This window comes from Streptomyces sp. NPDC028289 (assembly GCF_055565975.1).
Map to the genome: position 1 here is coordinate 1217257 of NZ_JBVHTI010000002.1, position 26003 is coordinate 1243259.

At 70.1% G+C, this 26003-nt stretch carries 16 protein-coding genes and 4 pseudogenes; 4 read left to right on the forward strand and 16 right to left on the reverse strand.

Translation table 11 applies throughout. From position 1 onward, the window contains the following. Positions 1-12: 12 nt before the first annotated feature. From ACZ4UV_RS13435 to ACZ4UV_RS13485, 11 genes and pseudogenes are all read right to left on the reverse strand, one after another. Positions 13-1845, reverse strand: a complete 1833-nt coding sequence (locus tag ACZ4UV_RS13435) for an RICIN domain-containing protein (protein ID WP_467837815.1) — start codon at positions 1843-1845, stop codon at positions 13-15. A gap of 74 nt (positions 1846-1919) precedes the next feature. Further along, positions 1920-3401 carry an arabinofuranosidase catalytic domain-containing protein gene (locus ACZ4UV_RS13440; protein WP_467837817.1) on the reverse strand — a complete coding sequence of 494 codons (1482 nt, stop codon included), beginning with the start codon at positions 3399-3401 and terminating at the stop codon, positions 1920-1922. 116 nt (positions 3402-3517) lie between these two features. Then, positions 3518-5164 carry a glycoside hydrolase family 27 protein gene (locus tag ACZ4UV_RS13445; protein WP_467837819.1) on the reverse strand — a complete coding sequence of 549 codons (1647 nt, stop codon included), beginning with the start codon at positions 5162-5164 and terminating at the stop codon, positions 3518-3520. A 48-nt stretch (positions 5165-5212) separates the two neighbouring features. Continuing rightward, positions 5213-6640, reverse strand: a complete 1428-nt coding sequence (locus ACZ4UV_RS13450) for an arabinofuranosidase catalytic domain-containing protein (RefSeq protein ID WP_467837821.1) — start codon at positions 6638-6640, stop codon at positions 5213-5215. A gap of 349 nt (positions 6641-6989) precedes the next feature. Beyond that, positions 6990-8465: pseudogene (locus ACZ4UV_RS13455) on the reverse strand (glycoside hydrolase family 10 protein); the annotation flags it as partial. Between the two features lie 73 nt (positions 8466-8538). Beyond that, positions 8539-10989 carry an RICIN domain-containing protein gene (locus ACZ4UV_RS13460; RefSeq protein ID WP_467837823.1) on the reverse strand — a complete coding sequence of 817 codons (2451 nt, stop codon included), beginning with the start codon at positions 10987-10989 and terminating at the stop codon, positions 8539-8541. A gap of 88 nt (positions 10990-11077) precedes the next feature. Beyond that, complete coding sequence (locus tag ACZ4UV_RS13465; RefSeq protein ID WP_451019041.1) at positions 11078-12664, reverse strand: arabinofuranosidase catalytic domain-containing protein; 1587 nt, start codon at positions 12662-12664, stop codon at positions 11078-11080. Between the two features lie 1181 nt (positions 12665-13845). After that, on the reverse strand, positions 13846-14136 hold the full coding sequence (locus ACZ4UV_RS13470) for a hypothetical protein (protein WP_451019042.1): 291 nt from the start codon (positions 14134-14136) through the stop codon (positions 13846-13848). An 88-nt stretch (positions 14137-14224) separates the two neighbouring features. Continuing rightward, a complete protein-coding gene (locus ACZ4UV_RS13475; protein WP_451019043.1) occupies positions 14225-14986 on the reverse strand; it encodes a maleylpyruvate isomerase family mycothiol-dependent enzyme in 762 nt (253 codons plus the stop codon). A gap of 123 nt (positions 14987-15109) precedes the next feature. Next, on the reverse strand, positions 15110-15865 hold the full coding sequence (locus ACZ4UV_RS13480) for an SDR family NAD(P)-dependent oxidoreductase (RefSeq protein ID WP_451019044.1): 756 nt from the start codon (positions 15863-15865) through the stop codon (positions 15110-15112). 225 nt (positions 15866-16090) lie between these two features. After that, positions 16091-16768: pseudogene (locus ACZ4UV_RS13485) on the reverse strand (aldehyde dehydrogenase family protein); the annotation flags it as partial. 53 nt (positions 16769-16821) lie between these two features. On the opposite strand from ACZ4UV_RS13485, the gene ACZ4UV_RS13490 reads away from it, so the two are divergent. Beyond that, positions 16822-17061 (forward strand): TetR family transcriptional regulator C-terminal domain-containing protein, encoded by a 240-nt coding sequence (locus tag ACZ4UV_RS13490; RefSeq protein WP_467837826.1) that lies wholly within the window; start codon positions 16822-16824, stop codon positions 17059-17061. A 722-nt stretch (positions 17062-17783) separates the two neighbouring features. Here ACZ4UV_RS13490 and ACZ4UV_RS13495 read toward each other — a convergent pair. Beyond that, the gene (locus tag ACZ4UV_RS13495) at positions 17784-19175 is read right to left on the reverse strand and encodes a hypothetical protein (RefSeq protein ID WP_467837828.1); all 1392 of its coding nucleotides are present in this window, start codon (positions 19173-19175) and stop codon (positions 17784-17786) included. A gap of 390 nt (positions 19176-19565) precedes the next feature. Between ACZ4UV_RS13495 and ACZ4UV_RS13500 the strand changes: the two genes are divergently transcribed. Next, the gene (locus tag ACZ4UV_RS13500; RefSeq protein ID WP_451019047.1) at positions 19566-20957 is read left to right on the forward strand and encodes a hypothetical protein; all 1392 of its coding nucleotides are present in this window, start codon (positions 19566-19568) and stop codon (positions 20955-20957) included. A gap of 84 nt (positions 20958-21041) precedes the next feature. On the opposite strand, the pseudogene ACZ4UV_RS13505 reads toward ACZ4UV_RS13500, so the two are convergent. Beyond that, positions 21042-21365: pseudogene (locus tag ACZ4UV_RS13505) on the reverse strand (DUF6273 domain-containing protein); the annotation flags it as partial. Between the two features lie 195 nt (positions 21366-21560). Continuing rightward, positions 21561-22241 carry a hypothetical protein gene (locus ACZ4UV_RS13510; RefSeq protein WP_451019048.1) on the reverse strand — a complete coding sequence of 227 codons (681 nt, stop codon included), beginning with the start codon at positions 22239-22241 and terminating at the stop codon, positions 21561-21563. Positions 22242-22304: 63 nt separating this feature from the next. On the opposite strand from ACZ4UV_RS13510, the gene ACZ4UV_RS13515 reads away from it, so the two are divergent. Further along, entirely contained in the window at positions 22305-22793 is a 489-nt protein-coding gene (locus ACZ4UV_RS13515; RefSeq protein ID WP_467837831.1) for a CGNR zinc finger domain-containing protein, read from the forward strand. 112 nt (positions 22794-22905) lie between these two features. Here the strand turns inward: ACZ4UV_RS13515 and ACZ4UV_RS13520 are convergent, their stop codons facing one another. Then, complete coding sequence (locus ACZ4UV_RS13520) at positions 22906-23892, reverse strand: aldehyde dehydrogenase family protein (protein ID WP_467837833.1); 987 nt, start codon at positions 23890-23892, stop codon at positions 22906-22908. Positions 23893-23903: 11 nt separating this feature from the next. Here ACZ4UV_RS13520 and ACZ4UV_RS13525 point away from each other — a divergent pair. Further along, a pseudogene (locus ACZ4UV_RS13525) lies at positions 23904-24644 on the forward strand (MFS transporter); the annotation flags it as partial. 311 nt (positions 24645-24955) lie between these two features. Here ACZ4UV_RS13525 and ACZ4UV_RS13530 read toward each other — a convergent pair. Next, positions 24956-25918: a LysR family transcriptional regulator gene (locus ACZ4UV_RS13530; protein ID WP_451019051.1), complete on the reverse strand. Its 963-nt coding sequence runs from the start codon at positions 25916-25918 to the stop codon at positions 24956-24958. Between the last annotated feature and the right edge of the window lie 85 nt (positions 25919-26003).

Consider the following 26003-nt stretch of genomic DNA (forward strand, 5'->3'; position numbering starts at 1 on the left):
TCGGGTGCGGTATCAGCGGACGGCGAAGTCCTGGTTGGTGCCGGGCGCGTTCTTGCACTGCCACTGGTCCAGTTGCTGTCCCGCGGTGCCGCCGGCGCCGTAGACGTCCAGGCACAGACCGCTGTTGCGGTTCTGGAAGGCGTAGGTCCCGTCGGACTGGCGCACGGGCAGCCAGAGGGCGTTCGCCGCCGTGCCGGGGGCCTGCTGGACGATGTCCGGGGTGCCTGCCGCGGTGGAGCCGCCGGCGACCGCCACGTCCTGGCCGGAACTCTGGGCGCGCAGTTCGCCGTAGCCGTCCGAGGCCGGCACGAACCGGAACTGCTGGTTGCCCTGCCCGTTGCAGGTCCACTGGTCGATCGCGGCGCCCGCGGTGCCGGAGTCGCCGTACACGTCAAGGCACAACTGGTCGCTCGCGACCACGAGTTGGTGGTAGCCGTCCGGGAAGCTCCCGCCGCCGGACGATGCCGGGGTCAGATAGACGGCGAACGCGTCGTGCGCGCTCTGGAACGTGAACGGCACGGTGACCGAGCCGCCGGAGGTGCTGACGTTCTGGTCGTACACGGTCTGTGGGGCGGCGAGCGGCGCCTGGTCCGGGATGCGGTGCACGGTGACGTGGACGCTGCCGGAGTTCGTCAGCCACGGGACGGACGACAGCCCGTTGAAGGTCACCGATGCGGCGCCGGTGTAGCCGTTGGAGTCGCCGATGACAGCCACCGCGCGCCCGGCGGCGGAGTCCTCGGAGGCCGCGATGGCCGTCGAGCCGACCTGGCCGGAGGTGTCGACGAGGGTGCCTGTCATGTCGGCGTAGTCCCGAAGAGCCCACCAGTTGCCGGTCGGCTGCCAGCTGCCGCCACTCTGGGTGAGGACTCCCGTCAGGTTGGGGGTGACGCAGCACACCCAGTTGCCGCGCATCGCGTTGGCGTAGCCGGACTGCGCGAACCGCGCCAGGTACCAGGCTGTCACCCCGGCGGTCTGCCGGTCGGCGGGCTGGTACTCGTTGGCGGACAGCGGCCGCGCCCCGATGCCCGCCGAGCTGAGCGCACTGTTGAGGGACTGCGAGACGGTGACGGGGTCGTCGACGTCGCCCTCGTCATGGTTGGTGATCATGTCCGGCACAGTCCCGGCCGCCTTCACGTGCGCGAGCCAGGTCTGCCATTCACCCGGGTTGCGCTGCGGGGTGAACGCGAGGGACGGTCCCACGATCTGCGCGTCGGGGGCGATGCGCCGGATCTCCCGGTAGGCGGTGTCCCACATCTGGAAGTACTGGGCGCTGTTGACACCCCGGGTCCAGAAGTAGGAGATGTCGGGCTCGTTCCAGATGTCGTAGGAGAACTTCAGTCCCGACGCCTGGAGCGCTCCCACGGTGGAGTCGATGAAGCTGATCCAGTTCGCGCAGTTGCCGTTGTCGCACGGGTACGTCGTGCTGGACGGCTGGCCGCCGTTCGCGCCGTAGATGTCACTGACGAGCACCTGGTACTGCGCGTGGTACGGCGGCCGGGTCAGCCGTTTCGCCTGCGCGGTGATCGAGTCGACGTCGGCCCGACTGGCCGCACCGTACTGGTAGTTGTCCTTGATCCAGCCGCCGGAGAACCAGCCGCCGCCGCGGAAGGCGTTGATCCCCAGCGGCTGGATGAACTGGTCCACGGGTTGGCTGCCGTCCTGGGTGAAGCCGTAGAGGAACCCCTCACCCACACCGGTCGACGGGCCTCGCGTCGACGCCAGGTTCACGCTCAGCGCCTCGCCCGCGGCGGCACGGCTCCCGGCCGCCGACAGCAGCTGCAGCACGAACGCCAACACGACGCCGACGGCGAGCAGCACACGGCGGTCCCTCGCTCGCGTCCTCATACGGACCTCCTATGAGCCAGCGGTTCAGCGATACAGCGATTCGGCGATACAGCGATTCATCGGGTCCGCTCAGGTCAGCTCAGCGACCACTTCTGGTTGGATCCGCCGTTGCAGGTCCACAGCTGTACGAGGCTGCCGTTGGCGGTGGCGGCGCCGGACACGTCCAGACACAGGCCGGACTGGGCACTGGTGACGGTGCCGTCGGCGTTGAGGTTCCACTGCTGGTTGGTCTGGCCGTTGCAGGGCCAGGTGATGACCTTCGTGCCCGGACTGGTGCCCTTGTTGTAGGCGTCCAGGCACAGTTGGCTGCTGCCGGAGTACACGGTGAGCTGGTGGGACGCGGTCGCGGTCCACGTCTGGTTCACCGCGCCGTTGCAGTCCCAGATCTGCGGCTGCGTACCCGCCGTCGTGGAGGCGCCCGGCACGTCGAGACACCTGGCCGCACCCACCGCGTGCACGGCACCCGTCGTGCCACTGCCGCTTCCCGTGCCGTAGCCGGCGGCGGTGATGGCGGCCTGTACGGCGTCCTCGGTGGCGTCGGAGGGGTAGCCCGCCGTCATCGCGCCTTCGAAGAACTCGCCCACGCCATTGGGACTGTTGTCGCCCCCGGTGCCGAGCAGGACCGAACTGTCGACCTTCATCGGCGAGTAGCCGTTCGGCAGCGGACCGGAGAAGGTGGTGGTCAGGCCGCCGCTCGTGCCGTTGCCGTATTTGAGGGTGAAGTTGCTGGTGCCGTTGTTCTTCAGCCACGCGCTGACGAACGGATAGTGCACGCCGGGGTTGTTCGGGTCCTTGTTGGAGCCGGTGTTGGTGTGGAACATGCCGTTCTCCAGGTCGGCCTCGACCCACGGGCCGCTGCCCGTGCAGCCGCCGAACCAGCAGGCGGTGCCCCAGTAGATGGCGTTCATGGTGGCGTTGCCGGTGTCCGTGTGGGAGTTCTCGCCGCTGCCGTAGTCGAAGCAGCACCACTGGCTCGTGTAGTTCGACGAGGTCACCATGTAGATGCCCTCGGGCTGGGCGCCGGTGGGCACGCCGTTCGCGTGGTCGAGCCGGTAACCGACGCCCGGGGTGACCTTGACGCCGAACACCTGGTGACCGGCCGCGGTCACCGGCAGGGCCATGGCGTCCGCCCCGACGTCGGATCCGTTCGGACCCGGGCCCTTCCAGTAGCCGCCCCAGGAGATCGGCATGTCGTTGTGCCTGGCGGTCTGGTCGTAGATCTTCGTGATCGTGCACGACGTGCCCGCGCAGAACGACACCTGGGAGGCGCCGTCGGCGTACCCGCCCGGAGCGAGCACCCCGATGTCGCGGTAGCTGTGGTCGGAGGACCGCTGGATCTGGTACAGCGGCCCGTTGTACGCCGCGAAGAGTGCCCTGGTGGTGGCGTGCGCCGTGACGCACGGCGTACCGCCCGCCGCGTAGAGGTCGCACGGGAGCGACGCGTCCGCCGCGGGCACGGGCGCGTGGACGCCGGCAGGTGTCCCGGTCCGCGCGGAGGTGGCGAACGAGGGTGTCCCGAGCGCGGCCAGGGCCATCGCCAGGGCGATCAGGAGCACGGCCGGGAAACGCCTTCGTCGGCGATCGGTTGCTGAGCCGGGCAAGGAGACCTCCTGGGTGGCGGTGCCGCCGTACGGCGGCACCGAAGCTGCCGGTGGCCGTGGGGAGGACGGGGTCATCCCAGCGTCCACCGCTGGCCGCTGCCGCCGTTGCAGGTCCACAGCTGGGCGAGGGTTCCGTCAGCCGTGGCCCCGCCGGTGACGTCGAGGCACAGGCCGGACTGGGCGCCGGTGATCGTGCCGTCGGAGTTCAGCGTCCACTGCTGGTTGCTCTGGCCGTTGCACTGCCAGATCTCCACCTTCGTCCCCGGTGTGGTCTGGTTGTTGTAGGCGTCCAGGCACATCTGACCGCTGCCGGAGTAGACGGTGAGCTGGTTGGAGGTGGTGTGCGTCCACGTCTGGTTGGCGCCGCCGTTGCAGCTCCAGATCTCCACCTGGGTGCCCGCGGTCGTGGTGGAGTTCGGCACGTCCAGGCACTTGCCCGAGCCGACCGCGTGCAGCGGGCCGGTCACGCCGGTGCCGCCGCCACCGCTGGTGCCGCCCGCGACCCGGTACATGACCGTGCCGTGCGCCGGTACCGAGGCACTGATGGTGCCGGAGGTGGTCGAGGACGCGCCCGACCAGAGGTCGGTGAGGGTGTAGGCGGACGCTCCGGTCTTCCCGATCGCCGAAGCGGTGGTGGTGATGGTCGCCGTGGAGCCCGTCTCGTTGAACAGGGCCACCGACACGTCCCCGTTGGCCAGCGGCTTGGCCAGCACGTCCAGGCCGCCCGAGGAGGACACCATGGTCCCCTGCTTGCCGAGGGAGTCCTGGTCGACCGCGATCACCCGGGAGTTGGTCAGGACGGACAGGGTGTCGGCGCCGGCCGAGGGGATGTTGGTGCCCGCGATCAGCGGTGCGGCCATCTCCGCCCACAGACTGAACTCACTGCGGCTCTCGGTGGCCGTCATCGAGCCGTTGCCGACCTCCAGCATGTCCGGGTCGTTCCAGTGGCCGGGGCCCGCGTAGGAGGCCAGTCCCACGTTGCTGTGGAAGATCGACAGCATGCTGGAGAAGCTCGGGCTGATGTCCCCGGTGGTGCGCCAGCTGTTGCCCACGTCCGCGCCCCAGGTCCACACGTTCTCCTGGCCCCAGTTGCACAGGCTGTACAGGATCGGCCGTCCGGTGGCCGCCAGGGCGTCCCGCATCGCGGTGTACCGGGTCCGCGCCGGCACACCGGTGTTGTTGCAGTTGTCGTACTTCAGGTAGTCCACGCCCCACGCCGCGAACGACTGCGCGTCCGTGGTCTCGTGGCCCAGGCTGCCCGGGTATCCCGCACAGGTCGCGGTGCCCGCGTCCTCGTAGATCCCCAGCTTCAGCCCCAGCGAGTGCACGTAGTCCGCGGTGCCCTTGATGCCGTCGGGGAACTTCGCCGGGTCCGGCACCAGGTGGCCGCCGGAGTCCCGGCTCTGGGTCATCCAGCAGTCGTCGATGTTGACGTACGTGTAGCCGGCCGCCTGCATGCCGTTGGTGTGCATCGCCTGCGCGGTGGACTTGATCAGCGACTCGGAGACGTTGCAGCCGTAGGCGTTCCAGTCGTTGAAGCCCATCTGCGGGGTCGGTGCGAGCCCGTTGCCGAGTGCGGCGGCGGGCCCTGCCGTGCCGAGGGAGAGGAGGGGTGCGGTCGCGGTGAGCAGCACGGCCGAGAAGGCCAGCGCGAGGGTTCTGCGCAGGGAGCGCAGCGGGGGCAGCGATCGGGGACGCCTGGCTCTCGCAGCTGTCATGGGCATAAGTCATCGACTCCTGGGGCGAGTTGGGGAGCTGGGTGCGGGTCAGCGGTAGCCGGCGGCGGTGATGTTGGCCTGTACCGCGTTGTCGGTCGCGTCGGAGGGGTAGCCGGCGACCATGGCTCCCTCGTAGAAGGTGCCGGCGCTCAGGTTGGCGCCGCCGCCGGGCTTGCAGCAGTCGCCGCCGCTGCCCAGCACGATGGCCCCTTGTTTTTTCATGGGGCTGTATCCGCCGGGCAACCCGCCGTCCCACAGGGTGGTCAGGGCGCCGGACTGGGCGTTGCCGCCCTTGAGGGCGAACCACGACGTGCCGTTGTTCTTCAGCATCGCGGTGACGAACTTGCTCGAAAACGCCCGCTGGTCGGGGTTCCAGGACTGGCTGCCGCCGGGGTACAGGCCCCATTCGAGATCGGCCTGCACCCAGGGGCCGCTGCCCGAACAGCCGCCGAACCAGCACTGGGTGCCGAAGTTGATCGCGTCCATCGCCCCGGCGGCGTCGGCCTTCCTGGTCGTCTCACTGTTGCCGTAGTCGAAGCAGCAGCCGTTGTTGACGTGGGTGCCGCTGGTCACCATGTACGCCCCTTCGGGTGCGGCACCGGTCGGCACGCCCGTCAGATGGCCGTCCCGCCAGTAGCTGTTGCCGGGGTTGATGTACAGCGAGTACGCCTTGGTGCCGCCGGCCGTCAGCGATTCGGACGTCGCCTTCGCGGGACTGCTCTGACTCGAGCCCGGGACCTGGGCCGATCCCTGGTACCACAGGTCGTTGCCGTGCCCGGACTGGTCGCGGACGACCGTGATCACGCACGAGGTGCCCGCGCAGAACGCGTCCTGCGCCGCCGCGTCGGCGAAGCCGCCCGCCGCCAGGACGCCGATGTCCCTGGTGGCGTTGTCCGAGGCGCGCCTGACCTGGTAGAGGGAACCGTGGTACGAACCGTAGAGCGCCCGCACGGTGCTGTGCGCGGCCACGCACGGCGTACCGCCCGCGGCGTAGATGTCGCACGGGCCCGTCCCACCGGTCGGAGGCGGAGGCGTCGACGTGGTCCACTTCTGGTTGCTCTGACCGTTGCAGGTCCACAGGATGACCGCGGTGCCGTCGGCCGTTCCCGCCCCGCTCACGTCCAGGCAGAATCCGGAGGCGACTCCGGTGACGGACCCGTCGGAGTTCTGTCGCCAGACCTGGGTCGCCCGCCCGTCGCACCCCCGGATGACCACCGGGGCTCCGGGAGCCGTCCGGGTGTCGTAGGCGTCCACGCACCGGGTGCCGTTCATCGTCCTCAGCTCGCCCGCCGCCGTGAACTCGAACGCCTGGTTGGTCTGGCCGTTGCAGTCCCAGATCTCCAGACCCGTGCCCGGCGTGTCGACGTTGCCCTTGACGTCCAGGCACCGCCCCGACGCCGAACTCACCAGGGCTGCCGCGGACGTCGGCGCCGACCAGGTCGGTGCGGTCGCCAGGAGCATGGCCAGCAGCGCCATCACGGATACGGCGGCCGCAGCCGGTAAGCGCGAGGCGCGAGCCGCGGGGCTGCGGTGCGGAGCGGATGGAGGCTGCATTCTGTGTCCTCGGATATGCGGGGGAGGGAGGGGACGGAGAGTGCCGTGCACGCACAGGGAGCCCTCAGACATCCCATGTCGCATAGTGATCCCACAGGGACATGGCCCTGTCAATAGAAGTTTCCGAGCTCTTTCGGGCGTGATCCATCCCATGTTTTGCCTGGTCAGGTCAGTCTGAGGGCAGCCGAAAGCCGCGTCCGGCGATGACCGGAGTGCCGGACGCGGCGTTCGTCGGGGGATCAGGTGCGAGCGTTGGGTGCCGGTCGCCTCACCTGAAGTTCCAGTGCTGGTCGGCACCGCCGTTGGAGTCCCAGATCTGGACGGGGCTCCCGTTGGCGTTCTGCCCCGCGGGGACCTCCAGCGCCCGGCCGGAAGCGGCATTGGTCAGGGTGTAGGAACCGTCGCCGTTCCGGCTCGCCCGCCAGTGCTGGTTCGCGCCGCCGTTGTTGTCCCAGATCGTCATCCGCGTGCCGTTGCCGGTCTGGCCACCGGGCTCGTCCAGCACCCGCCCACTGGCGATGTTGGTCAACGTGTACGAGCCGTCGCTGTTCTGGTTCGCCCGCCACTGCTGGTTCGCGGCGCTCCCGTTGGCGTCCCAGACCTGCACCGGCGTGCCGTTCCCGGTCTGCCCGCTGGGCACGTCCAGCACCCGCCCCGCGGAGGCCACGCTCACCTGGTACGCCTGGCCCGAGACGATGCCGCCGCCCGGGTTCCCCGAACCGCCGCCGCCCAGCGCGGACAGGACCGCGTCGTAGGCGGGCTTCTTGTTGCCGTTGTTGTCGAACAGCAGCGGGTTCTCGCCGCTGCGCCAGGAGTCGCTGTCCCGGATGCCCCACACGGTGATGCCGGTGCAACGCGCGACGTTCATGCATGCCTTGACGGTGTTGGAGTATGCCGTCGGTGACGCCTGGGCGATGTCCAGCTCGGTGATCTGTACGTCGACGCCGAGCGCGGCGAAGTTCGACAGCGTGGTCTGGAAGCTCGCGGGCGGACCGCCGGTGCCGAAGTGGGACTGGAAGCCGACGCAGTCGATGGGCACGCCGCGCGACTTGAAGTCGCGCACCATGTTGTAGACGCCCTGGGTCTTGGCGTCGCTCCAGTTCTCGATGTTGTAGTCGTTGTAGCAGAGCTTGGCCGCCGGGTCGGCCGTCCGCGCGGTGCGGAACGCCTCCTCGATGAAGCCGTTGCCCAGCACGTCCTGGAACACCGAACTGCGGTGCTGGCCGCTGCCGTTGTCGGCGAACGCCTCGTTGACCACGTCCCAGGCGTAGATCTTGCCCTTGAAGTGGTTCATCTCGGTGGTGATGTGGTTGTCCATCACGCCGCGCAGGGTGTTCGCGTCCCTGATGGAGCTGACCCAGGACGGGAGTTGGGAGTGCCAGACGAGGGTGTGCCCGCGCATCCTCTGTCCGTGCGCGGCGGCGTGGTTGACGATCTGGTCGCCGGGCCCGAAGTTGAAGTTGCCGCGGGACGGTTCGGTGGTGTCCCACTTCATCTCGTTCTCCGGGGTGATCATGTTGAATTCCCGGTCGAGAATCGTGGAGTACGTCGAGTCGCCGAGCTTGGCGGCGGGCACGGCCGTGCCGAAGTAGCGGCCGCTGTCGGCCGCTGCCGCGCCCAGCGTGCCGGAGGCCGCGTGGGCGGCGGGGCTCGCCGGGCCGGCCAGGGCCAGAGCCGTGCCGGTCGTCAGTCCGGCGGCCAGGACCAGGACCGTGCGCAGACGGGGCCCTTCGTTGAGCCAGGACATGATGAATCAATCTCCTTGTGGGTGGGGGGAGTTGAGACACCGACCACGAGTCGGTGCCGAGAATCGAGTCGGGTCAGCGCGGCGTGAAGTCCTGGTTGCTGCCGGCCGTGTTCTTGCAGGGCCATTGGTCAAGCTGTTGGCCGAGGCTGCTGCCGCCGCCGTAGACGTCCAGGCACAGGCCGCTGCTCTGGTTCTGGAAGGAGTACGAGCCGTCGGACTGCCGTACCGACAGCCACAGGGCGCCGGTCGCCCCGCTCGACGCCTGCTGCACGATCTCCGGCGTCCCGGCGGCCGTGAGGCTGCCCGAAACCCCCACCACCAGGTCCGAGTTCTGCGCCTGCAGCTGCCCGTGACCTCCGGAGGCCGGCACGAACCGGAACTGCAGGTTGCCCTGCCCGTTGCACGTCCACTGGTCGATCGCGGCGCCCGCGCTGCCGGAGTTGCCGTACACGTCCAGGCACAGGCTGTCGCTGCCGATCACCAGCTGGTGGGAGCCGGTGGGGAAGCCGCCACCGCCGCCCGAGGACTGGACGCCCGCCTGTTGGATGACCTGCTGCGCGCCCTGCGGCCAACTGGTGCCGCTGACCCGGACGTTGCCGGTCAGGACGTTGTTGTGCGGCGGCCCGGTGGCCACGTACGTGTTGCCGCCGTTGTACCAGTTGCCGGAGAACGTGCTGTCGTCGGTGTGGTTGTTCGCGTTGGCGTTGGTGAGCGCCCAGTTGCCAGCGTCCTGCACCACGTTGTTCGACACCCTCAGATACCGGGAGCCCTCGTCGAGGTACAGCGCGGTGGTGCGGTGGTTGTCGTACATGTAGTTGTCGGAGATCACCGAGCCGGGGTTCGCGGACAGGTTGTAGATGCTGCCGCCGTCGAACATCGCGTTCTTGGTGTCGAAGATCAGGTTGTGGGTGACGGTGTTGTTCTTCAGCGTCGTGGGGGTGCCGTACACGGGCTGGTAGTTGTACGTGCCCCGGTTGACGTAGTCCTGGCTGCCGCCCGGGTCGTTGGCGCCCCAGCCCCAGCCGATGTCGATGCCGTCGTAGGGCAGGTGGTCGCACTGGTTGTGGGTGATGGTGGCGTTGGTGACGTAGGTGGACAGGATGGCAGCGGTCTCCTTGTAGTCGGTGCCGACCCCGCTGACCTTGTTGTTGCTGATGGTGATGTTCTGGTTGGTCATCTGCGGGTTGCCGGGGTGGTGCGCGTCCGGCTGGATCCCGCCGACCTGGATGCCGCTGCCGGCGGTGTCGGTGAACGTGTTGCCGGTGATGGTGACGCCGTTCGCGCCGAGTCCGGTGCCGGAGGCCGTGGCGACGGCGTCGTTGCCCACGCCCAGTCCGGCCTGTCCCAGTTCGGAGAACGTGTCGCCCAAGAACGTGATGCCGGTGGCGGCGGAAACCTGGACGGCCGCGGGCATCTGCGCCCAGTGGTTGCGGGTGGCCTCGAACTGTGTGCATCCCGACGTGCAGGTGCTCAGCCAGTTGGCGGGCATCGCGTAGGCGCCGGTGATGTGTGCGCCGCTCTGCTGGTCCGCGTAGCCGTCGGGTCCGCTGGGTCCGAGCCAGGAGGTTCCCGTGAACCGGATGCCACTGAAGCCCAGACCGGCGGCCGGTGAGCCGTAGCTGCCGCTGATGCCGAGCAGGTTCTGCAGCCGGGGCAGTTCGACGTCGAGGCTGTTCGGGTTCTGCCTCGGCTGGGCCCGGTAGTACAGGTCACCGGTGGACGAGTCGAGGTACCACTGTCCGGACTGCTGCAGGAACGCGTAGTTGTTCTCCAGGTACATCGTCCCGCCGGCGAACGGCGCGTTGATGGTGTCGTAGCCCCAGGAGTTGTTGTTCCACGCGGGCTGCTGCATGGTGACGGTCCTGCCGCTGATCGACTGGACCGGCGCATAGCGGTCGGTGAAGGAGTTGAGGCTCTCGACTTCCATGTGGTGCTGGTCCGAGAGGCCGGCCAGGTAGTCGAGGGAGGAGTCGGTGACGGTCAGGCCGGTCTGGGTGAAGGTGAAGGCGGAGCGGGGCACCTGGATCGCCGCTCGCGGTGCTTCCCTGCCGTTCACGTACAGCTGGCGCGTGTTCACGCCGGGGCCTACGTGGGCCGACCAGATGTTCTTCGTCTGATCATGTACCTGCCAATCCGGTATCTGCTGGGCGCCGGTCACGACCGGCTGCTGCCCGGACATGGCCTGGTAGGTGATGGTGTGGCCGTTCTGGCCGCCGTCGCCGGAGCCGAAGGCAAGTGGCTTGGTCAGCCGGTAGGTGCCACCGGCCAGGTGGACGACGACGTCCGAGTCGGCCGAGAGCCGGTGCGCGGGCTGCTCTGCCTGATCGATGGTGGCGAACGGCTGCTCGGCGGTGCCGTTTCCGCCGGGAGCCGCATTCGGCGCCACGTACAGGTCGGCGGACGCGGCCTGGCGTTCCACCGGAACCGCGTACGCGACCCCGGCGGTGGCCGGACTGCCGGCGAGCAGGGCGAGCAGAGCTGTGGGAGCGGCCCACAGGCCGCGGAGCGCTCCGGCTCTGAGCATGGTCATCCTCCGGTGGCGGCGCGTCTGGTGGCGGGTGGCCCGTGGTCGGCGGTGTGCCCGGCCACGGGCCGGAGCCGGTCAGATCAGGTCAGTTGAGGCTCCATTGCTGGTTGGACCCGCCGTTGCACGGCCAGAGTTCCGCCAGGGCGCCGTTGGCCGTGGATGCGCCGGTGACGTCGAGGCAGAGCCCGGACTGGGTGCCGGTGACGGTGCCGTCGGCGTTCACCTGCCATTGCTGGTTGGCGCCGCCGTTGCACGGCCAGGTCACCACCTTGGTACCGGCGGCCGTCTGGTTGTTGTACGCGTCCAGGCACATCTGGCTGCTGCCGCTGTACACCGTGAGTGGCCCCGAGGACGTGCGGGTCCAGGTCTGGTTGGCCCCGCCGCTGCAGTCCCAGATCTGCAGCTGCGTGCCGGCCGTGGTCGACGAGTTGGGCACGTCCAGGCACTTGCCGGCGCCGACCGCGTGCAGCGCGCCGGTGCCCGTCCCGCCGGACGAGTTGCTGTATCCGGCCGCGGTGATGTTGGCCTGGACGGCGTTCTCGGTGGCGTCCGACGGGTATCCGGAGGTCATCACGCCTTCGTAGAAGGTGCCTTGGGCGCCCTTGCTGTTGTCGCCGCCGGTGCCCAGGATGATGGCCCCCTGCTTGCGCATCGGGTTGTAGCCGGCGACGTTCGGACGCGGACCGTCGTAGAAGGTGGACAGGCCACCGGACTGCGCGTTGCCGCCGCGGATCGCCCAGTGGTTCGCCCCGCCCTTGATGATGGCGGTCGTGTAGCGGTGGTTGATGGTCGGATCGCCCGCGTTGTAGCGCTGATTGACCCCGGAGAAGAGGCCGTTCTCCAGGTCGGCCATGATCCATGGACCGTTGCCGCTGCCGTAGCCCCAGACCTTGATGTTGCCGAAGTAGATGGCCTCCATGGTGCCGTTGCCGTCGTCGTTGCTGTCCGTCTCGGCGTTGCCGTAGTCGAAGCAGCAGCCGCCGTTGTAGTGCGTGCCGTCGAGGATCGCGTACATGCCCTCGGCGTTGTCCCCGGTGGCGATGCCGGTGGTGTGGTTGTTGCGGTAGCCCGTGCCGGGTGCCACGAAGACGCCGTACGCCTTGTGGCCGCCCACCGTGGTGGGTGCGGCGGTCGCGTTCGCGAGGTTGTCGGGGCCGCCCGCCGCGCCGCCGGCGGGTGCCTGGGTGAGGTTGTTCCCACGGCCCGACTGGTCGTAGATGATCGTGATCAGGCAGGTCGTCCCCGAGCAGAACGAGTCCTGGGCGGCGGCGTCGGCGTACCCGCCCGCGCTCAGGACGCCGATGTTGCGGGTGGTGTTGTCCGAGGCACGGCGGACCTGGTAGAGCGGCCCGTTGTACGAGGCGTACAGGGCTCGCGTGGTGCTGTGCGCCGCCACGCAGGGCGTCCCGCCTGTCGCATAGATGTCGCAGGGTCCGGACGTGGCGGCTCGGGCCGTGCCGGCCGTGGCGGTGGCGCCGGCCAGAGCTCCCGCGACGAGCGCGGCCGCGGCCCCCGCCCGGGCGAACGACTTCCACCGGGAGCGGGCCGGCGAAGGAACGTGCGCCTGGGACGGCGCGTTCCCGGGCCCGCCACGGTGTCGTACCGTCGCGAGTAACCGCGCGACGCCACCACGCCCGGACGACAGGTGGCGTGTTGTACGTGTGGTTCCCATCTGATCTCCCTACCGTGCCGGCGCAACCCGCTCGGGTCGTGGTGGCGGCGCTGACACATGCCGAAGCGCTTGAGCGTGCCGTGGTGCAGTGGGATTGCGGAGAGGTTTCGGGGGGAGACGGTGCTCCCGGTTTCGCGGGGCTGTCACGGGTGTGGAGCCCCCTGCTGCGAACCCTGTTGCGGAATCGATTCGACTGCTGATTCCCGCGGTGCGCAAGCTCTCTGCGTGCTCGAAAAGTTGCGGTGTGGCAGCAGCGGTACGACGGTGTGGCCGCCTGTCGCTCGAACGATGAGGCAGTCGCGGATGTGCCCGGCGCCCTAGCCCGGATCGCTCGGCCGACCCACCATCAGGCGGTTGAGCAGGGGATGCAGCCCAACAGACGGGCCACCGAGCGCCGGTTAGCGGGACACCGGCCGAAGCGGTCGGACGTCGACCGTCACGTCGGCGCCGCACTCGCCGCGCGGCATGCCATCGGCCCCACGCATCACCGGTCGTGACCTCCCGTCGAAGCGCTTACGTCGAACCGATTCGCTCAATTTCCCCGGTACTTCGTGAGATCTGGAATGTATGCCGCTCCGGAAGCCGGGTACCGTTCGCGCGGACTCACGGCACGGGGGCGCTCCGCGTCCTTCACCCGCCCTGGCCCGTCACAGTGCGCAGGCCGACTGCGGGGGTGCCGCTGGGAACATGGGGGTCGTCGGGCACCATGCCCGGCCAGTCGTCGGGGCCGGCTGCGCCACCGTTCGCGCGGCTCACTGCGGCTGACTCATCACCCTCGCGCCGCACAGCCCCGGCGAAGTGCCTGCGAAGACTCGAAAGACGCCAACCGGCCGCCCGGTCACGGCTGTCACGACTCCGTCGACCACGTCCGCCACGCTGACGGGTGCCGATGCGGGGCGCGGCCAGGCCGTCGGCAGCCGGACCGACAACTGTTTCGGTATACCTGCATATCTGATAACACAGACTCCTTTACTCGGCCGAGTACGCTGAACACTGACCTCGAAGAACGACCCGTCGCACGCCGCTCACTGACCACCCAACTGGGGGTCAAGGGGTCGCAGGTTCACATCCTGTCGTCCCGACTGGAGACAGTCACAGGTCATGGCCGGTTTCGGAGCGATCCGAAACCGGCCTTTGATCATTCTCGGGGACCAGTTGGGGACCAGCGCCCTTGACCGGGGTCAGTGGGCCATGACGATCAGGCCTGGCAGGGAACGGGGCGCCCGAAGCACGCTGAAGTGCGCGGAGAGTGCTGGTCCGGCGGCGGTCGTCTTGTGTACGTCCGGCTGCAGGTAGCGCTGGGTGGTGGTCAGTGACCAGTGGCCGGCGATCCTGCGCAGGACGTGCACGTGGACTGGAACCCTGCGGGCCCGTTCGCCCTTGGTGCCCTTGTCGGTCAGCCCGCCGGGCGCGGGGGTGGTCTGCCGCCGCACGTCTCCCCACCCGCGGTACTGGTCGTGGGAAGCGGCCACGAGCGCGTCGGCCAGTACGACGAGGGTTTCCCAGTGAGGCAGGGCCGGCGCGCGTGGGTCGAGGTCGTCCGCCGGCGGTGTTGGCTGGCTACTCCTCGGGCTCCCAGGCGATCAGCTGCTCGAACACCTGCTGGTCGCCCTCGATCTTCAGGTCCCTCAGCGTGAGGCGGCCCCAGACGAAGAGGAGCAGTTGCTCGGCCGTGCCCGTGGCCGAAGCGGAGGCGGGCGCGACGTCGTCCGTGAGGGGTGCGGGCCAGGCGCCGGTGCCGTCCAGCGCGAGGAGCCAGGAGCGGCCCTCGGTGGCGTGGTAGTGGATGGTGGCGGCCTCGTGCGGCCAGGCCGCCGGGGTGGAGTTGCAGGTGTCGAGAAACTCGGCCACGCCGTCGATCGCGACGTCCGCCGGCATCGGCTGCACGGCGCCTGCGGCGAGCTGGGCGTCGTAGGTGTGCACCAGCACCTCGTGCACCCGGCGCCGGGCAACGCCCCAGGCATTCGCCGGCGACACGCCGGCGCCCCACCACGCCCAGCACGCGCGCTCCGGGCCGGCCTCGCGCAGCGCACTCAGCAGCAGCTCGTTCGACTCGGCGTACCAGGCCAGCAGCGCCTCGAGCTCGCGCGGCACCTCTGCGGCATCCTTGGCCGGCGGAGCCTCGGCCGGGCCCGCGGCGACGATCGCGGCCCACCAGCGCTGGCCCGTACCCAGGTGCTGCACCAGATCGAACAACGTCCACTCGGGGCAGGACGGGACCGGCGCGTCCACGCTGGGCGCGGCGGCAACCGCACTCCGGAACGCGGCCGACCGCTCGTCGATCAGTTGCAGCAGGGAGGAATACTCAAGACTCTCTGTCACATCTCGTGCCTACCACCCCAGTTCAGCCGACCGCACCCTATTTTCCAGGCCGTCAGCTGCGGGAGTCGGGTGGTCTCTCAGCTGGACTTGGCCGACCAGGACCGACTCATCAGCAGTACGGCGTCACGGCGGCTCAACATGCCCAGTGGTGAGGCGCCGGTTGGGTCGGCGCTGCCGTAGATCCAGACCGGACCGTCGGCCAGGTGCTCCAGTGCCGCTTCCGCCACGTCGTTCGGGTCGGCGAGCTCGCTGGGGGACGCCCTCACCCTTGCCTTTCAGCGTCCGTCGCAGGGAAGGGGTGTCGGTGCGGCCGAGCACCAGGCCGAGGACGTGCAGGCCCGCTTCGTGCCACTCCGCCCACAGGCCCTCGGCCAGGAGGAGGTCGAACGCCTTCGTCGCTCCGTAGACGGACAGTGTCGCGCCGCCCGCCCAGGCCGCGCCCGACGTCACCAGGATCAGTCCGCCGTGTCCCCGCGCCGTCATGGGGGCGCCGAAGTGGTGGGCCGTCTCCATCACCGCGCTGCAGTTGCGCCGGATCAGGAAGGCGTGGGTCTCGACGTTCTTGTGCAGGAACGGGACGCCGGCGTCGTCGGCACCCGCGTTGAAGACGAAGAGTCCGATCTCAAGATCGGAGGTGGCTTTGACGAGGTCCGCGGCGGCGTCCGGGACGCTGAGATCGAGTGCGACCGTGTGCACCCGGACACCGTACTTCTCGCGGATCTCGGCGGCCGACGCCTCCAGCACGGGGACGCGGCGGGCCACGAGCACGACGTCCGGGCCCCGGGCAGCGATCTTGTGCGCGAAGGCGGAACCGACGCCGTCGGATCCGCCGGCGACGACGGCCCACGGCCCGTACACGTCCATGAAAGGTGGTGCCACGTCGTCTCCTCGAAGTCGGTTGAGAGGGCGGCGAAACCGGGTCGGCTACGCATTCCCGGGAGGGAGTCGTCCGACGCCCGCGGCGGCCGGCACGTCGCGGACCGCGCGTACGCGCCGACGGACCCGAACCAGGGTGGGTTCTCCGGCCTCGGCCGCGGAGAGCATGGGTACTTCGCGGCCGATCACGATGTCCCGCGGCAGCGCGGTGAGGATCTCCACCAGCACGTCCGCGCACACGACCAGCGCGGAGTTCCCGCCGAGTTCGAGATGCACCCGCTTGAGCCGGTCGGCCGCCGCCGCGGCGATCGCCCGTCCGGCCCGGGTGGAGCCGGTGAACGCGATGACCGGTACCTGCGGGTCCTCCACCAGCGCCGCCCCGGTCTCCGCACCCCCGGGCAGGACGTGCAGCAACCCGTCGGGCAGCCCGGCCTCTTCGAAGACGCGGGCGAACACGACACCGCCGGAGACCGGGGTCCGCGGATCCGGCTTCAGTATCACCGCGTTGCCGAGCCCGAGCGCCGGGGCCACGGCACGTACCGCCAGAATGAGCGGTGCGTTGAAAGGGGCGATGACGCCGACGACGCCGACAGGCACGCGGCGGGCGAAGGACAGCCGTCGCTGTGCCGTCCGCAGCACTTCGCCGTAGGGCGCGGCGGCCAGGGCGGCGGCCTCGTGGCACTCGTCGGCGCCGCCGCCGAGGGTCTGGAACGTGGCGAACGGGCGGATGGCGCCGGATTCGCGCACGAGCCAGGTCTCGATCTCCTGCTGATGCCGCTCGAACAGCGCCGCGGCACGGCGCAGCACCGCGGCACGGTCGGTGTACGGCCTGGCGGCCCACTCCCGCTGGGCCTGGGCCGCGCGCTCCGTGGCCTTCGCGACGTCCGCGGGCGTCGCCGAGCCGACCGTGCGACCCCGCCGGTCCCGCCCACGCTCTGTACGCCACCCAGTACGACAAGGTGGTTCAGGCGGTCGCCGAGGAGTTCCGGATCTCTGCCGACAAGGGGTTCCTCCGCGACGACGTCGACTACGTGGCGGTTGCGCGGCGCTACATCGCGATGAGCGACGGACTGCAGTTGCAGTGGGTGCTCAGCGGCGGCTCGCTCGACCTCGTCGGGCTGATGCGCGAGTACCTCGAACAGCTCGCGGCCGCCCTGCGGGCCGCCTCGGCCGCGGCCGAGACGGTCACTGTCGCCTGAAGCCGCTGTGACGGGCCGTGCGCGGGCGGGATTCGCTCACGGCAGCCGTGGGCGAACCGGCTGCCGTGAGCAGGGTGCGCCGGGCGGGGGCGCGGCACACGCCCGGAGGGTGTGGAGGCGCTACGGCCGTCCGCCTGGATGTGGAACCCGTCGCGCGGGCCTCAGCAAAGCAGTTCAGGGAAGTCCAGCGCCGCCGCGAGACAGGAGCTGTCGTCCCATGAGCCCCTGCTGCCGTTCGCCGGCGGAGACCTGTCACGACGCTGGATCGGCTGGGCGGACGGCGCGGTCACCTCCGGCGCGGATGCCGCGAAGCTGGCCCTCATGTACCTCGACGGGCGCGTTGCCGCGGTGCCTCGGGGGTAGTTCTCGGCCGATCCCCGCCGGCGCGGTCCGGCGCCGGTTCACATGGTGGTGGCCATGACCGGGCACGCCGCGGCCGAATCAACCAGAAGGCTGTTTGCGGAACGTCCTTTGGACGGTGTGCTCCGGAACGCCAATCATGGCGCGAATTCGCCGATGTCGCTCTGGAAATACGCCGGACTGCGTCATTGGGGACGGGGTCGTGTACACGGTGGCGAAACAGACGACGGGCTGGAATCGCCATCATGCGACGGTGGGCCGCCGATTGCGGGAAATCCCGCTCCGGACGGAACGGGCGGTCCGTGCCCCGGGCGACATCGAGGGGCACGGACCGCGGGCATCCTTTGCGGCGACGGCGCCTCCTACAGCGACTGCCGGAAGACCCAGTCCCGAATTCCGGGAATGGTGTACGCATAGCGCCAGGTCCCCGTGTGTTCGGCGCCGGCGTCGGCACCCGCTCCGCTGACGGTTCCCGCGAGGTAGGTGGTGTACTGCACCGGTGCCTTCTGGGCCTCGATCGCTCGGACGGCGGCGGCGTACTCGGCCTGGGTGAACTGGGCGTCCCAGCCGGCCGCGGTGGCGATCTCGGTACCTTCCGCCTCGACGACCTGCATGATGGCGTTCTCGCCGGGAAAGGCCTTGGCGTCACCCTGCGAGACGTGGACCCACATCTTCTTCGAGGCCAGAGGCGTGGCCTGTGCCGCGGGCCACTGGCCGGCCACGATGTACAGGGCCGCGAACACGTCGGTGTAGCGGATGCCGAAGCCCAGCGACATCATCGCGCCCATCGACTGGCCGGTGGTGTAGCGGCGCTTGGGGTCGATGCTGTAGGCATCGGTCAGGTGCTCGACCAGGTTGATGGTGGTGTCGAACAGGGCCGTCGGGTTGTAGTCGTCCTCGACGACCACGGACGGGTACTGCGGGGCCAGGACGAAGCACTCGTGCCTGGCCTGGTCCTCGGGCGTCGCCCAGCAGACCGCGCCCAGGCCCTGGACCAGTGGTCCGAGCACGGGAGCTCCGACGACGCTGGCGTCGTGCATGAACAGCACCAGCGGGTACTTCTTGTGCGGGTTGTAGTCGCGCGGGACGAAGAGGTTGTAGGGCAGGCTCTCGCCGGTCACCGGATCGGCGAAGGTGCGCTGGACGAAGTCGTCCACCACGGGGTTGACCACTCGGTCGGTGGTCAGCGCGGTTCCGTCGGGTTCGTAACGGCGGCCGGCGGTGGTGTAGACGGTTCCGGCCTGCGTCACGGTGGCCGACGGCGTGAGGATGGTCGGGCCGCTCGCCGCCCCGCCGGCCGAAGCGCTCGCCGAAGGGGGGGCCGTCGGGGTGGCCGTCGGGGCGGGGGAGCCGGGAGGCGTGCCGCCCCCACCACCCCCACCGGTGGACCAGAGGGCGGCGCCCGAGTCGTCGGGAGACAGCTCGACGACCACGAACCGGCCGTTCTCGCCGCGCGTCGCCCGCTCGGCTGCGCGGTTGGCGTACACGTCGGTGACCGTGCGGCCGCTGACGGTGAAGGTGGACGTGGTCAGGTGGCGGTCTACGACGTCGTGGCCGTACTCCAGCGCCACCGCCACGAACTTCTGCCCGTCCCCGTACACCTCGGTGATCGCGGTGACGCTCCGGACGTGGCCCGAACCGCCGGCGGCCAGCGTGTTCCGGTCGCCGGCCGCGGACGCCTGGAAGGTCGCACCGCCGACGACCGCGAGTCCCGTTCCGACGGATCCCGCGATAAATGCACGCCTGCTTGTCAAGACTGACTCCTTGCGACTCGGATGTGATGATCGGTGGCCAAGGCGTAGTCAGGGTCATGGTCCACCGCATTTCTGGCACACGACTGGCCGTGACCGATGAAAGTGCTGTGAAATACCGCTGATGAATTGCCTGTGAGATCCATGTGATTCGCCAGGGGTGTTGATCATCGGATCTCGAATTTCCCGTCCTGCGGCCAGAAGAGTCCTCGCCGCACTGTTCACCGTCAACACACACCGTATGAAACCTCAGTTTGCAGCCCGCGAATTGCTGCCTTCCTGAACCGATGTGATGCTTCGTCAGTGTTACGGCGCTGCTGCCGGCGTGACGTTCACCGTGTGCGGGCAGCGAAAATCACGGCGCGCGACCCACTTTTCTTGTGGAGGTTTGCAATGCTTGAGGGACAGGCCAGTGAGATCGAGGTTTCCGGCTCTGCGGTCGACGTGAGCCGCCGCACCTTCGTGGCGACGACGGCGGTCGCTGCGGCGGCGGTCTCGGCGGTCGTGGGTGTCGCCGCCCCGGCCGGGGCCGCCGACAAGGCGCCGAGCACGTTGAAAGTCGGCGCGGGCAAGGCGGCGTTCACGCCGGCTGCCTCCGTCCTTCCACTGGACACCTTCACCTCGGTCCACGACGACCTGTACGTCCGCGTGCTGTTGGTGGAGTCCGGATCGCGCAGCTTCGCGCTGGCCGTGCTGGACCTGACCTCGATCAGCGCGGAGGCGATCGCGCTGATGCGCACGGCCATCGCGGCAGCCACCGGGATCGCCTCCGCCGACATCATGGTCACGGTGACGCACTGCTTCTCCGCACCGCACGTCGCCGACAGCACCTCGTCGGCCGGAGCCGCCGCCTACGTGCAGGGGATCGCGGACGCGACCAGGACCGCGGTCGCCGCCGCCGTCAAGAACCTGCAGGACGCCCAGGTCGGTTACGGCTCCGGTTCCGCCGACGTCAACGTCAACCGCAACGTCTCCACCGCGGACGGCTACTGGCTCGGCGTCAACGAGCAGGGCGAATCGGACGACGGCGTGTACGTGGCCCGCTTCAACGACCTCGACGGCAACCCGATCGCCGTGCTCACCAACTACAACGTGCAGTCCTGTGTCATGCAGGACTCCAAGATGGCCGACGGCAACCTGCCGATCACCGCCGACCTCGCCGGCGCGGCGATGGCCCATGTGGAGGCGCAGTACTCCGGAGCGATCGGGTTCTGGCTGGTCGGCGCCTGCGGTGACCAGTTCCCCGCCTATCGATCCAAGCGGTACACCATCGACAAGGACAAGGGGTGGACGTACGGCGTCGACCTCCAGGATGCCGGGTTCGCCCTGCTGACCGCGCAGAGCGAGCGTCTCGGCAACGAGATCGTGCGGGTCGCCCAGGCCATCAGCCGCTACGAGAGCGGCAAGAACGTCTCCGTCCGCCTCCTGACCGACTCCGTCACCACCACCCAGATGACCACGGACCGCCCCACCGGTCCGGTCGAGTCCGCGACCTACACCCCGACCACCGGCGTCGACATCCCGCTCTGGGTCTTCCAGGTGGGCAAGGGCGTCTTCGCCGGCGTGGAGCCGGAGCTGTCCACCAGCACCGCCACGGCCATTCGCAAGGCCTCCCACTTCCCCAGCACGTTCGTCATGTCGATGTTCGAGGGCGGCGCCAAGAACATGCCCGACCGCTGGAACTACGACCACTACACCTACGAGGCCCGCGACGGCTTCTACGTCGAGGGCACAGCCGAGAAGGTCGCCGCCCGCATCGAACGCCTGGTGAAGTCCCTGGGCTGAGGCTGACGAGTGGGCTCGTTCCACCAGATGCTTCAGGGCGCTGACCAGCGTCTGGTCGGAGCCGATGTAGGTCTCGTACTCCTGCCGTGACAGCAGGAGGATGTCGTCCGTCGTGTCGCTCCCGGCCAGCGTCTTGTAGTCGGTGTTCGGCGAGTTGCCGATCCGGGTGCTGATGACCTGCGACTGGTCGTCGGCGCTGAAGGTGTCGTAGAACGTGCCGTTCAGGTAGGAACGGAGTTCGCTGTTCTCCCAGGTGGTGTAGAGCGCCTGGCCCGTGGTCGGGTTGTACGCGCTGTTGTACGCGGCGTCGGTGAGGTCGTCCTTGGCGACGACCAGCTCACGGTCGTCCTTCTTCGCGAACACGATCCACTCGCGTCCGCCGAAGGAGAGCGGCCGCGGGCGGGTCATACCGAGAGGCCGTCACGACGGCCTCTCCGCGGGGCACCGTCGGCTGCAGCCGGAGCACGCCGTCCGCTCCCGGACAACCGGGGACGGCGTCCTCGGGGCACCCCTGTGCAGGTGGAGCGCTCAGGTGATGTTTCCGGGCGGGCCGAGACCGGCTCGACCCCGCCGTGTTCTGCGCGGGGCCGGGTGCCCGGCGCATCAGCTCCCGGACAGGAGCCAGCCGATGCGCAGTTCTTCCGCACCCGGGCGGAACGTCCGCATGAGTTCGGCCCGTTCGGGGTCGTCCTCGGGGAGGTTGTCGGCGAGGAGGGCCTGCGCGGCCACGGTCTGGGGCCGGGCGCCGAGTGCGGCGCGCAGGTGGAGTGAGCGGCGCAGCATCGCGATGCGCTCGGCGGGCTCCTTGTGCGGTGCGAGGTGCCGGATGATGTAGGACTCGAAGTAGCCGTCGCCGGTCCTGGTGGCGATCTCCAGTGCGGTCTCGTAGCGCGGGACGGCGCCTGCCGGGTCCTCGTCGATGTTGTCCAGCAGGACGGCCCAGTGGTACTCGGCCCAGCCGCGCAGCTTCTCGTCGCCGGTCCTGGCCGCCGCGCGGTAGCCGGACTCGGCCACGGCACGGTCGTCGGCGCGGGGGGCGCGCCGGAACAGCAGGCGGCTGTAGGCGAGTCGAGCTGTGAGCAGATGGGCGGTCGGCGACGCGGGATCGAGCGCCGCGACCGCCTTCTCGGCCTCCTCGTGACCGTCGATCCTGAAGAACCAGCGGTCGACGGCGATCTCCGCACGCAACTCCGGCTCGCCGTCCGGGCCCAGGGCGGCGAGCGCTGCGTCCCACTCCCCGAGCAGCAGCAGACGGCGGGCTATGTAGGTGTCATCGGCTAGCATGGCGCCTACAGTAAAAGCGGCTATGTAGGCGGTCAAGTGCAATACGGTGACTACATCGGGAACGTGACGCGGTTGGCCGTCGAACTGGCCAACACCGGGACCCTCGACCCGCACGGCGAACTGGTCGCCGAGTTCTTCGCGGAGCACGAGGTCACTCCGCCGCCGGACGGCGACTACGGCGAACTGCCGGTCCTGGTGCGCGCGGCCCTTGCGCAGTCGGTCGACGGCACCGCCCCCGAAGCCGTGCACCGTCTGCTGCGCGACTATCCGCCGGACATGCACCTGTCCGACCATGACGGCCTCGGCTGGCACATCCACTTCAGCCGCAACGGCACCCCGGCCGAGCGCTGGGCCGGCCAGCTGATCGCCGCCAAGCTCGCCCTGGTCGTGGCCGGGGACCCGGCGGTGACGCTCGGGCGGTGCGCCGCGGCCGGGTGCGGAAACTACTTCGTGGACCAGTCGCGGAACCGGACGCGCCGGTTCTGTTCCAATGCGTGCGCGAGTCGGACGACGGTGGCGGCCCATCGGGCCCGGGCGGCGAAGACCGCGTGAGCGCTTCGCTGGGAGCGCCGTGATGTGGCGTCTGCCGTCTGCCGTCTGCCGACTGCGGCGCCTTCGTGGCTGGTCGCGCAGTTCCTCGCGCCCCTTCGGGGGCGCTGCCGAATCAACCGGCGTTGATGACCACCGCCTTGACCTGCGTCCTGTCCTCCACGTAGTCGGGGCCCATCGAGCGGCCGAAGCCGCTGTGCTTGTAGCCGCCGAAGGGGGCGCCGATGGCACCGGCCGGGCCGCCGTCGCCCAGGGTGTTGACGGCGATCTGACCGGCCTGGACGCGGCGGGCCAACCGTACGGCACGCCCGATGTCCCGCGTCCAGACCGTCGCGGTCAGCCCGTAGCGGGTGCCGTTGGCGATCTCGACGGCCTCCTCCTCGTCCTCGTAGGTGAGGACCGACAGCACCGGACCGAAGATCTCCTCCTGGGCGATCCGCATCCCCGGGCGGACCCGGTCGAAGAGGGTCGGCTCGACGAAGTAGCCGTCCGCGTACGGCGGTTCGCTCAGCTTGCCGCCGCCCACGACGACCTCGGCGCCTTCCTCCCTGCCGATCGCGAGGTAGTCCAGCACCCGCTTCTCCCGCCGGGCGTTGATCAGCGGGCCCATGTCGACCGGTTCGTCCCAGCGGCCGACCCGCACGGTGCGGAACTCCTCGGCGAGCGCCGTCACCAGCCGGTCGTGCCGCGAGGAGTGCACCAGGACGCGGGAGCCGGCCGCGCACACCTGGCCGCTGTTCATCACGATGCTCCGCACGATCGCCGGTACGGCCCGGTCCAGGTCCGCGTCGGGCAGCACGAGCTGCGGGGACTTGCCGCCCAGCTCCAGTTGCAGGGGGATGAGGTTGCGGGCGCAGGCCTCCATGACGGCGGTGCCGGTGGCGGGCGAGCCGGTGAAGCTCATCTTGCGGATGCCCGGGTGGGCGGGCAGCGCGGCGCCGGCTTCGTCGCCGTATCCGGTGACGACGTTGAGGACGCCGGGCGGGATGCCCGCCTCCAGTGCCAGCCGGGCCAGGTACAGCGCCGTGAGCGGGGCGTCCTCGGCCGGCTTGGGGACGGCGGTGTTGCCGGCGGCGATCGGGGACCGAGCGGCTGCGCGCACAGCAGTACGTCATGCTGCCGACCGCCGTGGCCCCCGCGCTGGGGCCGGTCCTCGGCGGCTGGCCAGTGGACACCGCGTCCTGGCACTGGGTGTTCCTGGTCAACATGCCCGTCGGAGTGCTCGCGCTGGTCTTCGGGCTGAGTGCGCTGCCCGACTGCCCCGGGCCGGGAGCGCCCCGGTTCGACGTGCCCGGCTTCGTCGTGGCGGGCGGCGGTCTCGCAGCCGTCCTCTACGCCCTCACCGGGGCGCCGGACCGGGGCTGGGGAAGCGCGGGCACACTGGTTGCGCTGGTGGGAGGCGCGCTCGCCCTCGCCGTGCTGGTGCCGTGGGAACTGCGCACCAGGAGATCCGTGGTCGACCTCCGGGTGGTCGAGGACCAGCTGTTCCGCACGACACAGCTGGTCCTGCTGCCCACCGGGGCCGCCTTCATGGGCGTCCTGTACCTCTACCCCCAGTTCCTGCAGACCGACTTGAGGTACGACGCCCTCCACTCGGGCCTGGCCACGTTCCCGGAGGCGCTCGGCATGCTGACCGCCTCCCAGGTCGTGCCCCGACTCCACGACCGGGTCGGCCCGCGCCGGCTGACGGTGGGCGGCGGCGCCGGAGCCGTGCTGGTCATCGTCCTCCTGGCGGTCCTCACCGCCGCCCCGCATCCCCTCGCCCTGTACCCGGCGATGTACCTGCTCGGCTCATCCGTGGGCCTCCTCTTCGCGAGCGCCCAGAACGCCGCCTTCGTCACGATCCCGCCCTCCCGCACGGCCGACGCCACCACCCTCCTCAACGTGCAGCGGCAGACCGCCGGTGCCTTCGGAGTGGCCCTGGCCGGCACCCTGGCGGCCTCGCTCACCCCGCCGGACGGCGCCGGCAGCGCGTTCGCCGACCGGGTCGCCTTCCTCACCCTGGCGGCCCTGTGCCTGTGCGCCGCCCTCCTCGCGCTCCGCGTCAGCGACCGACGCGTCCGGGAGGCGTACGGCGCCGCCGACCCGGGCCCGCACCGGGCGACACCCCCGGCCGGGGCGGACGGCGAGCCCCTGACACGCACGGAGACCGGGGGCGGGTCCGGCTACCAGTCGCCGGCCGCCCGACGCAGGGTGTCGCGCACCCGGATCACGCCGGGGTTGGCCTCGGCGCCCGGCCGCTGGACCAGGAACAGGGTGTTCAGGGGAGGTTCCTCCGGGTCGTGCAGCAGGACCAGCCGGCCGGAGTCGAGGTGGTCCTGGCACAGCGAGCGGGGCAGCACGCTGACGCCGGCCCCGGCGTTGACCGCGGAGAGGACCGCGTAGAGGTTGGGCACGGTGACCGCGGCGTGCCCGGTGAGCTGTTTGCCGAAGACGGTCCGCCAGTAGCGCCGCAGGATCGGCAGGTCGTCGGCGTAGGTGACCAGGGGGACCTCGCGCAGGGCGGCGTGCAGGCCGCACGGGTCGTCCGGCGGCGCGTGCGCGGCGATGCGCTCGGCCCAGGCGGGAGCGGCGACGAGGAGGTACTCCTCGTCGGTGAGCGGCACGGACTCCAGGGCACGACCCCGGGGCCGCCGGGTGGCGATCACCAGGTCGTGGCGGCCCGTCCGCAGCTCCTCCAGCAGCGGTTCGGGCAGTCCCTGGGCGACCCGGAGCTGAATGCCGTCCGCCACGAGGGGACTCAGGGCCGGCAGCACACGGACGCACAGCAGTTCCGACGGGCCGGCGAGGTGCACGGGCAGGGCGTGGTCGGCCACGGAGCCGCTCTCCAGGGCGGCGAGCGCGTCCAGCGGGCTCGCGATCCGGGCGGCCAGCTCGTGGGCCAGGGCGGTGGGCCGCACACCGCGGGGCAGCCGGGTGAACAGCTCGCGACCGGTCTGCTGCTCCAGGGTGCGGATCTGCGCGGTCACCGTGGGCTGGGACAGCCCGAGCACGGGCGCGGCGGCGGTGAACGTACCGGCGCGGTAGACGGCCAGGAAGGTGCGCAGCAGGTTCAGGTCGGCGTGCGCCGGCAGCTGCCCGCCGAGGCCGGCCACGGCGTCGACGGTGACGGGCGTCCGTTTCTTCACGCCGCCATCGTATCCGGACCAGGCATCGGAGTTCCGATTGCAGAGATCGGGTCTCCTATTGGCAGACCGATGGTCTGCGGGCCTA

What these genes read in the sequence shown, in the direction of transcription:
- ACZ4UV_RS13435 (WP_467837815.1), bottom strand. Translation starts at nt 1,845, where the DNA reads ATGAGGACGCGAGCGAGGGACCGCCGTGTGCTGCTCGCCGTCGGCGTC.
- ACZ4UV_RS13445 (WP_467837819.1), bottom strand. Translation starts at nt 5,164, where the DNA reads ATGACAGCTGCGAGAGCCAGGCGTCCCCGATCGCTGCCCCCGCTGCGC.
- ACZ4UV_RS13450 (WP_467837821.1), bottom strand. Translation starts at nt 6,640, where the DNA reads ATGGCGCTGCTGGCCATGCTCCTGGCGACCGCACCGACCTGGTCGGCG.
- ACZ4UV_RS13460 (WP_467837823.1), bottom strand. Translation starts at nt 10,989, where the DNA reads ATGCTCAGAGCCGGAGCGCTCCGCGGCCTGTGGGCCGCTCCCACAGCT.
- ACZ4UV_RS13465 (WP_451019041.1), bottom strand. Translation starts at nt 12,664, where the DNA reads ATGGGAACCACACGTACAACACGCCACCTGTCGTCCGGGCGTGGTGGC.
- ACZ4UV_RS13500 (WP_451019047.1), top strand. Translation starts at nt 19,566, where the DNA reads ATGCTTGAGGGACAGGCCAGTGAGATCGAGGTTTCCGGCTCTGCGGTC.
- ACZ4UV_RS13510 (WP_451019048.1), bottom strand. Translation starts at nt 22,241, where the DNA reads ATGCTAGCCGATGACACCTACATAGCCCGCCGTCTGCTGCTGCTCGGG.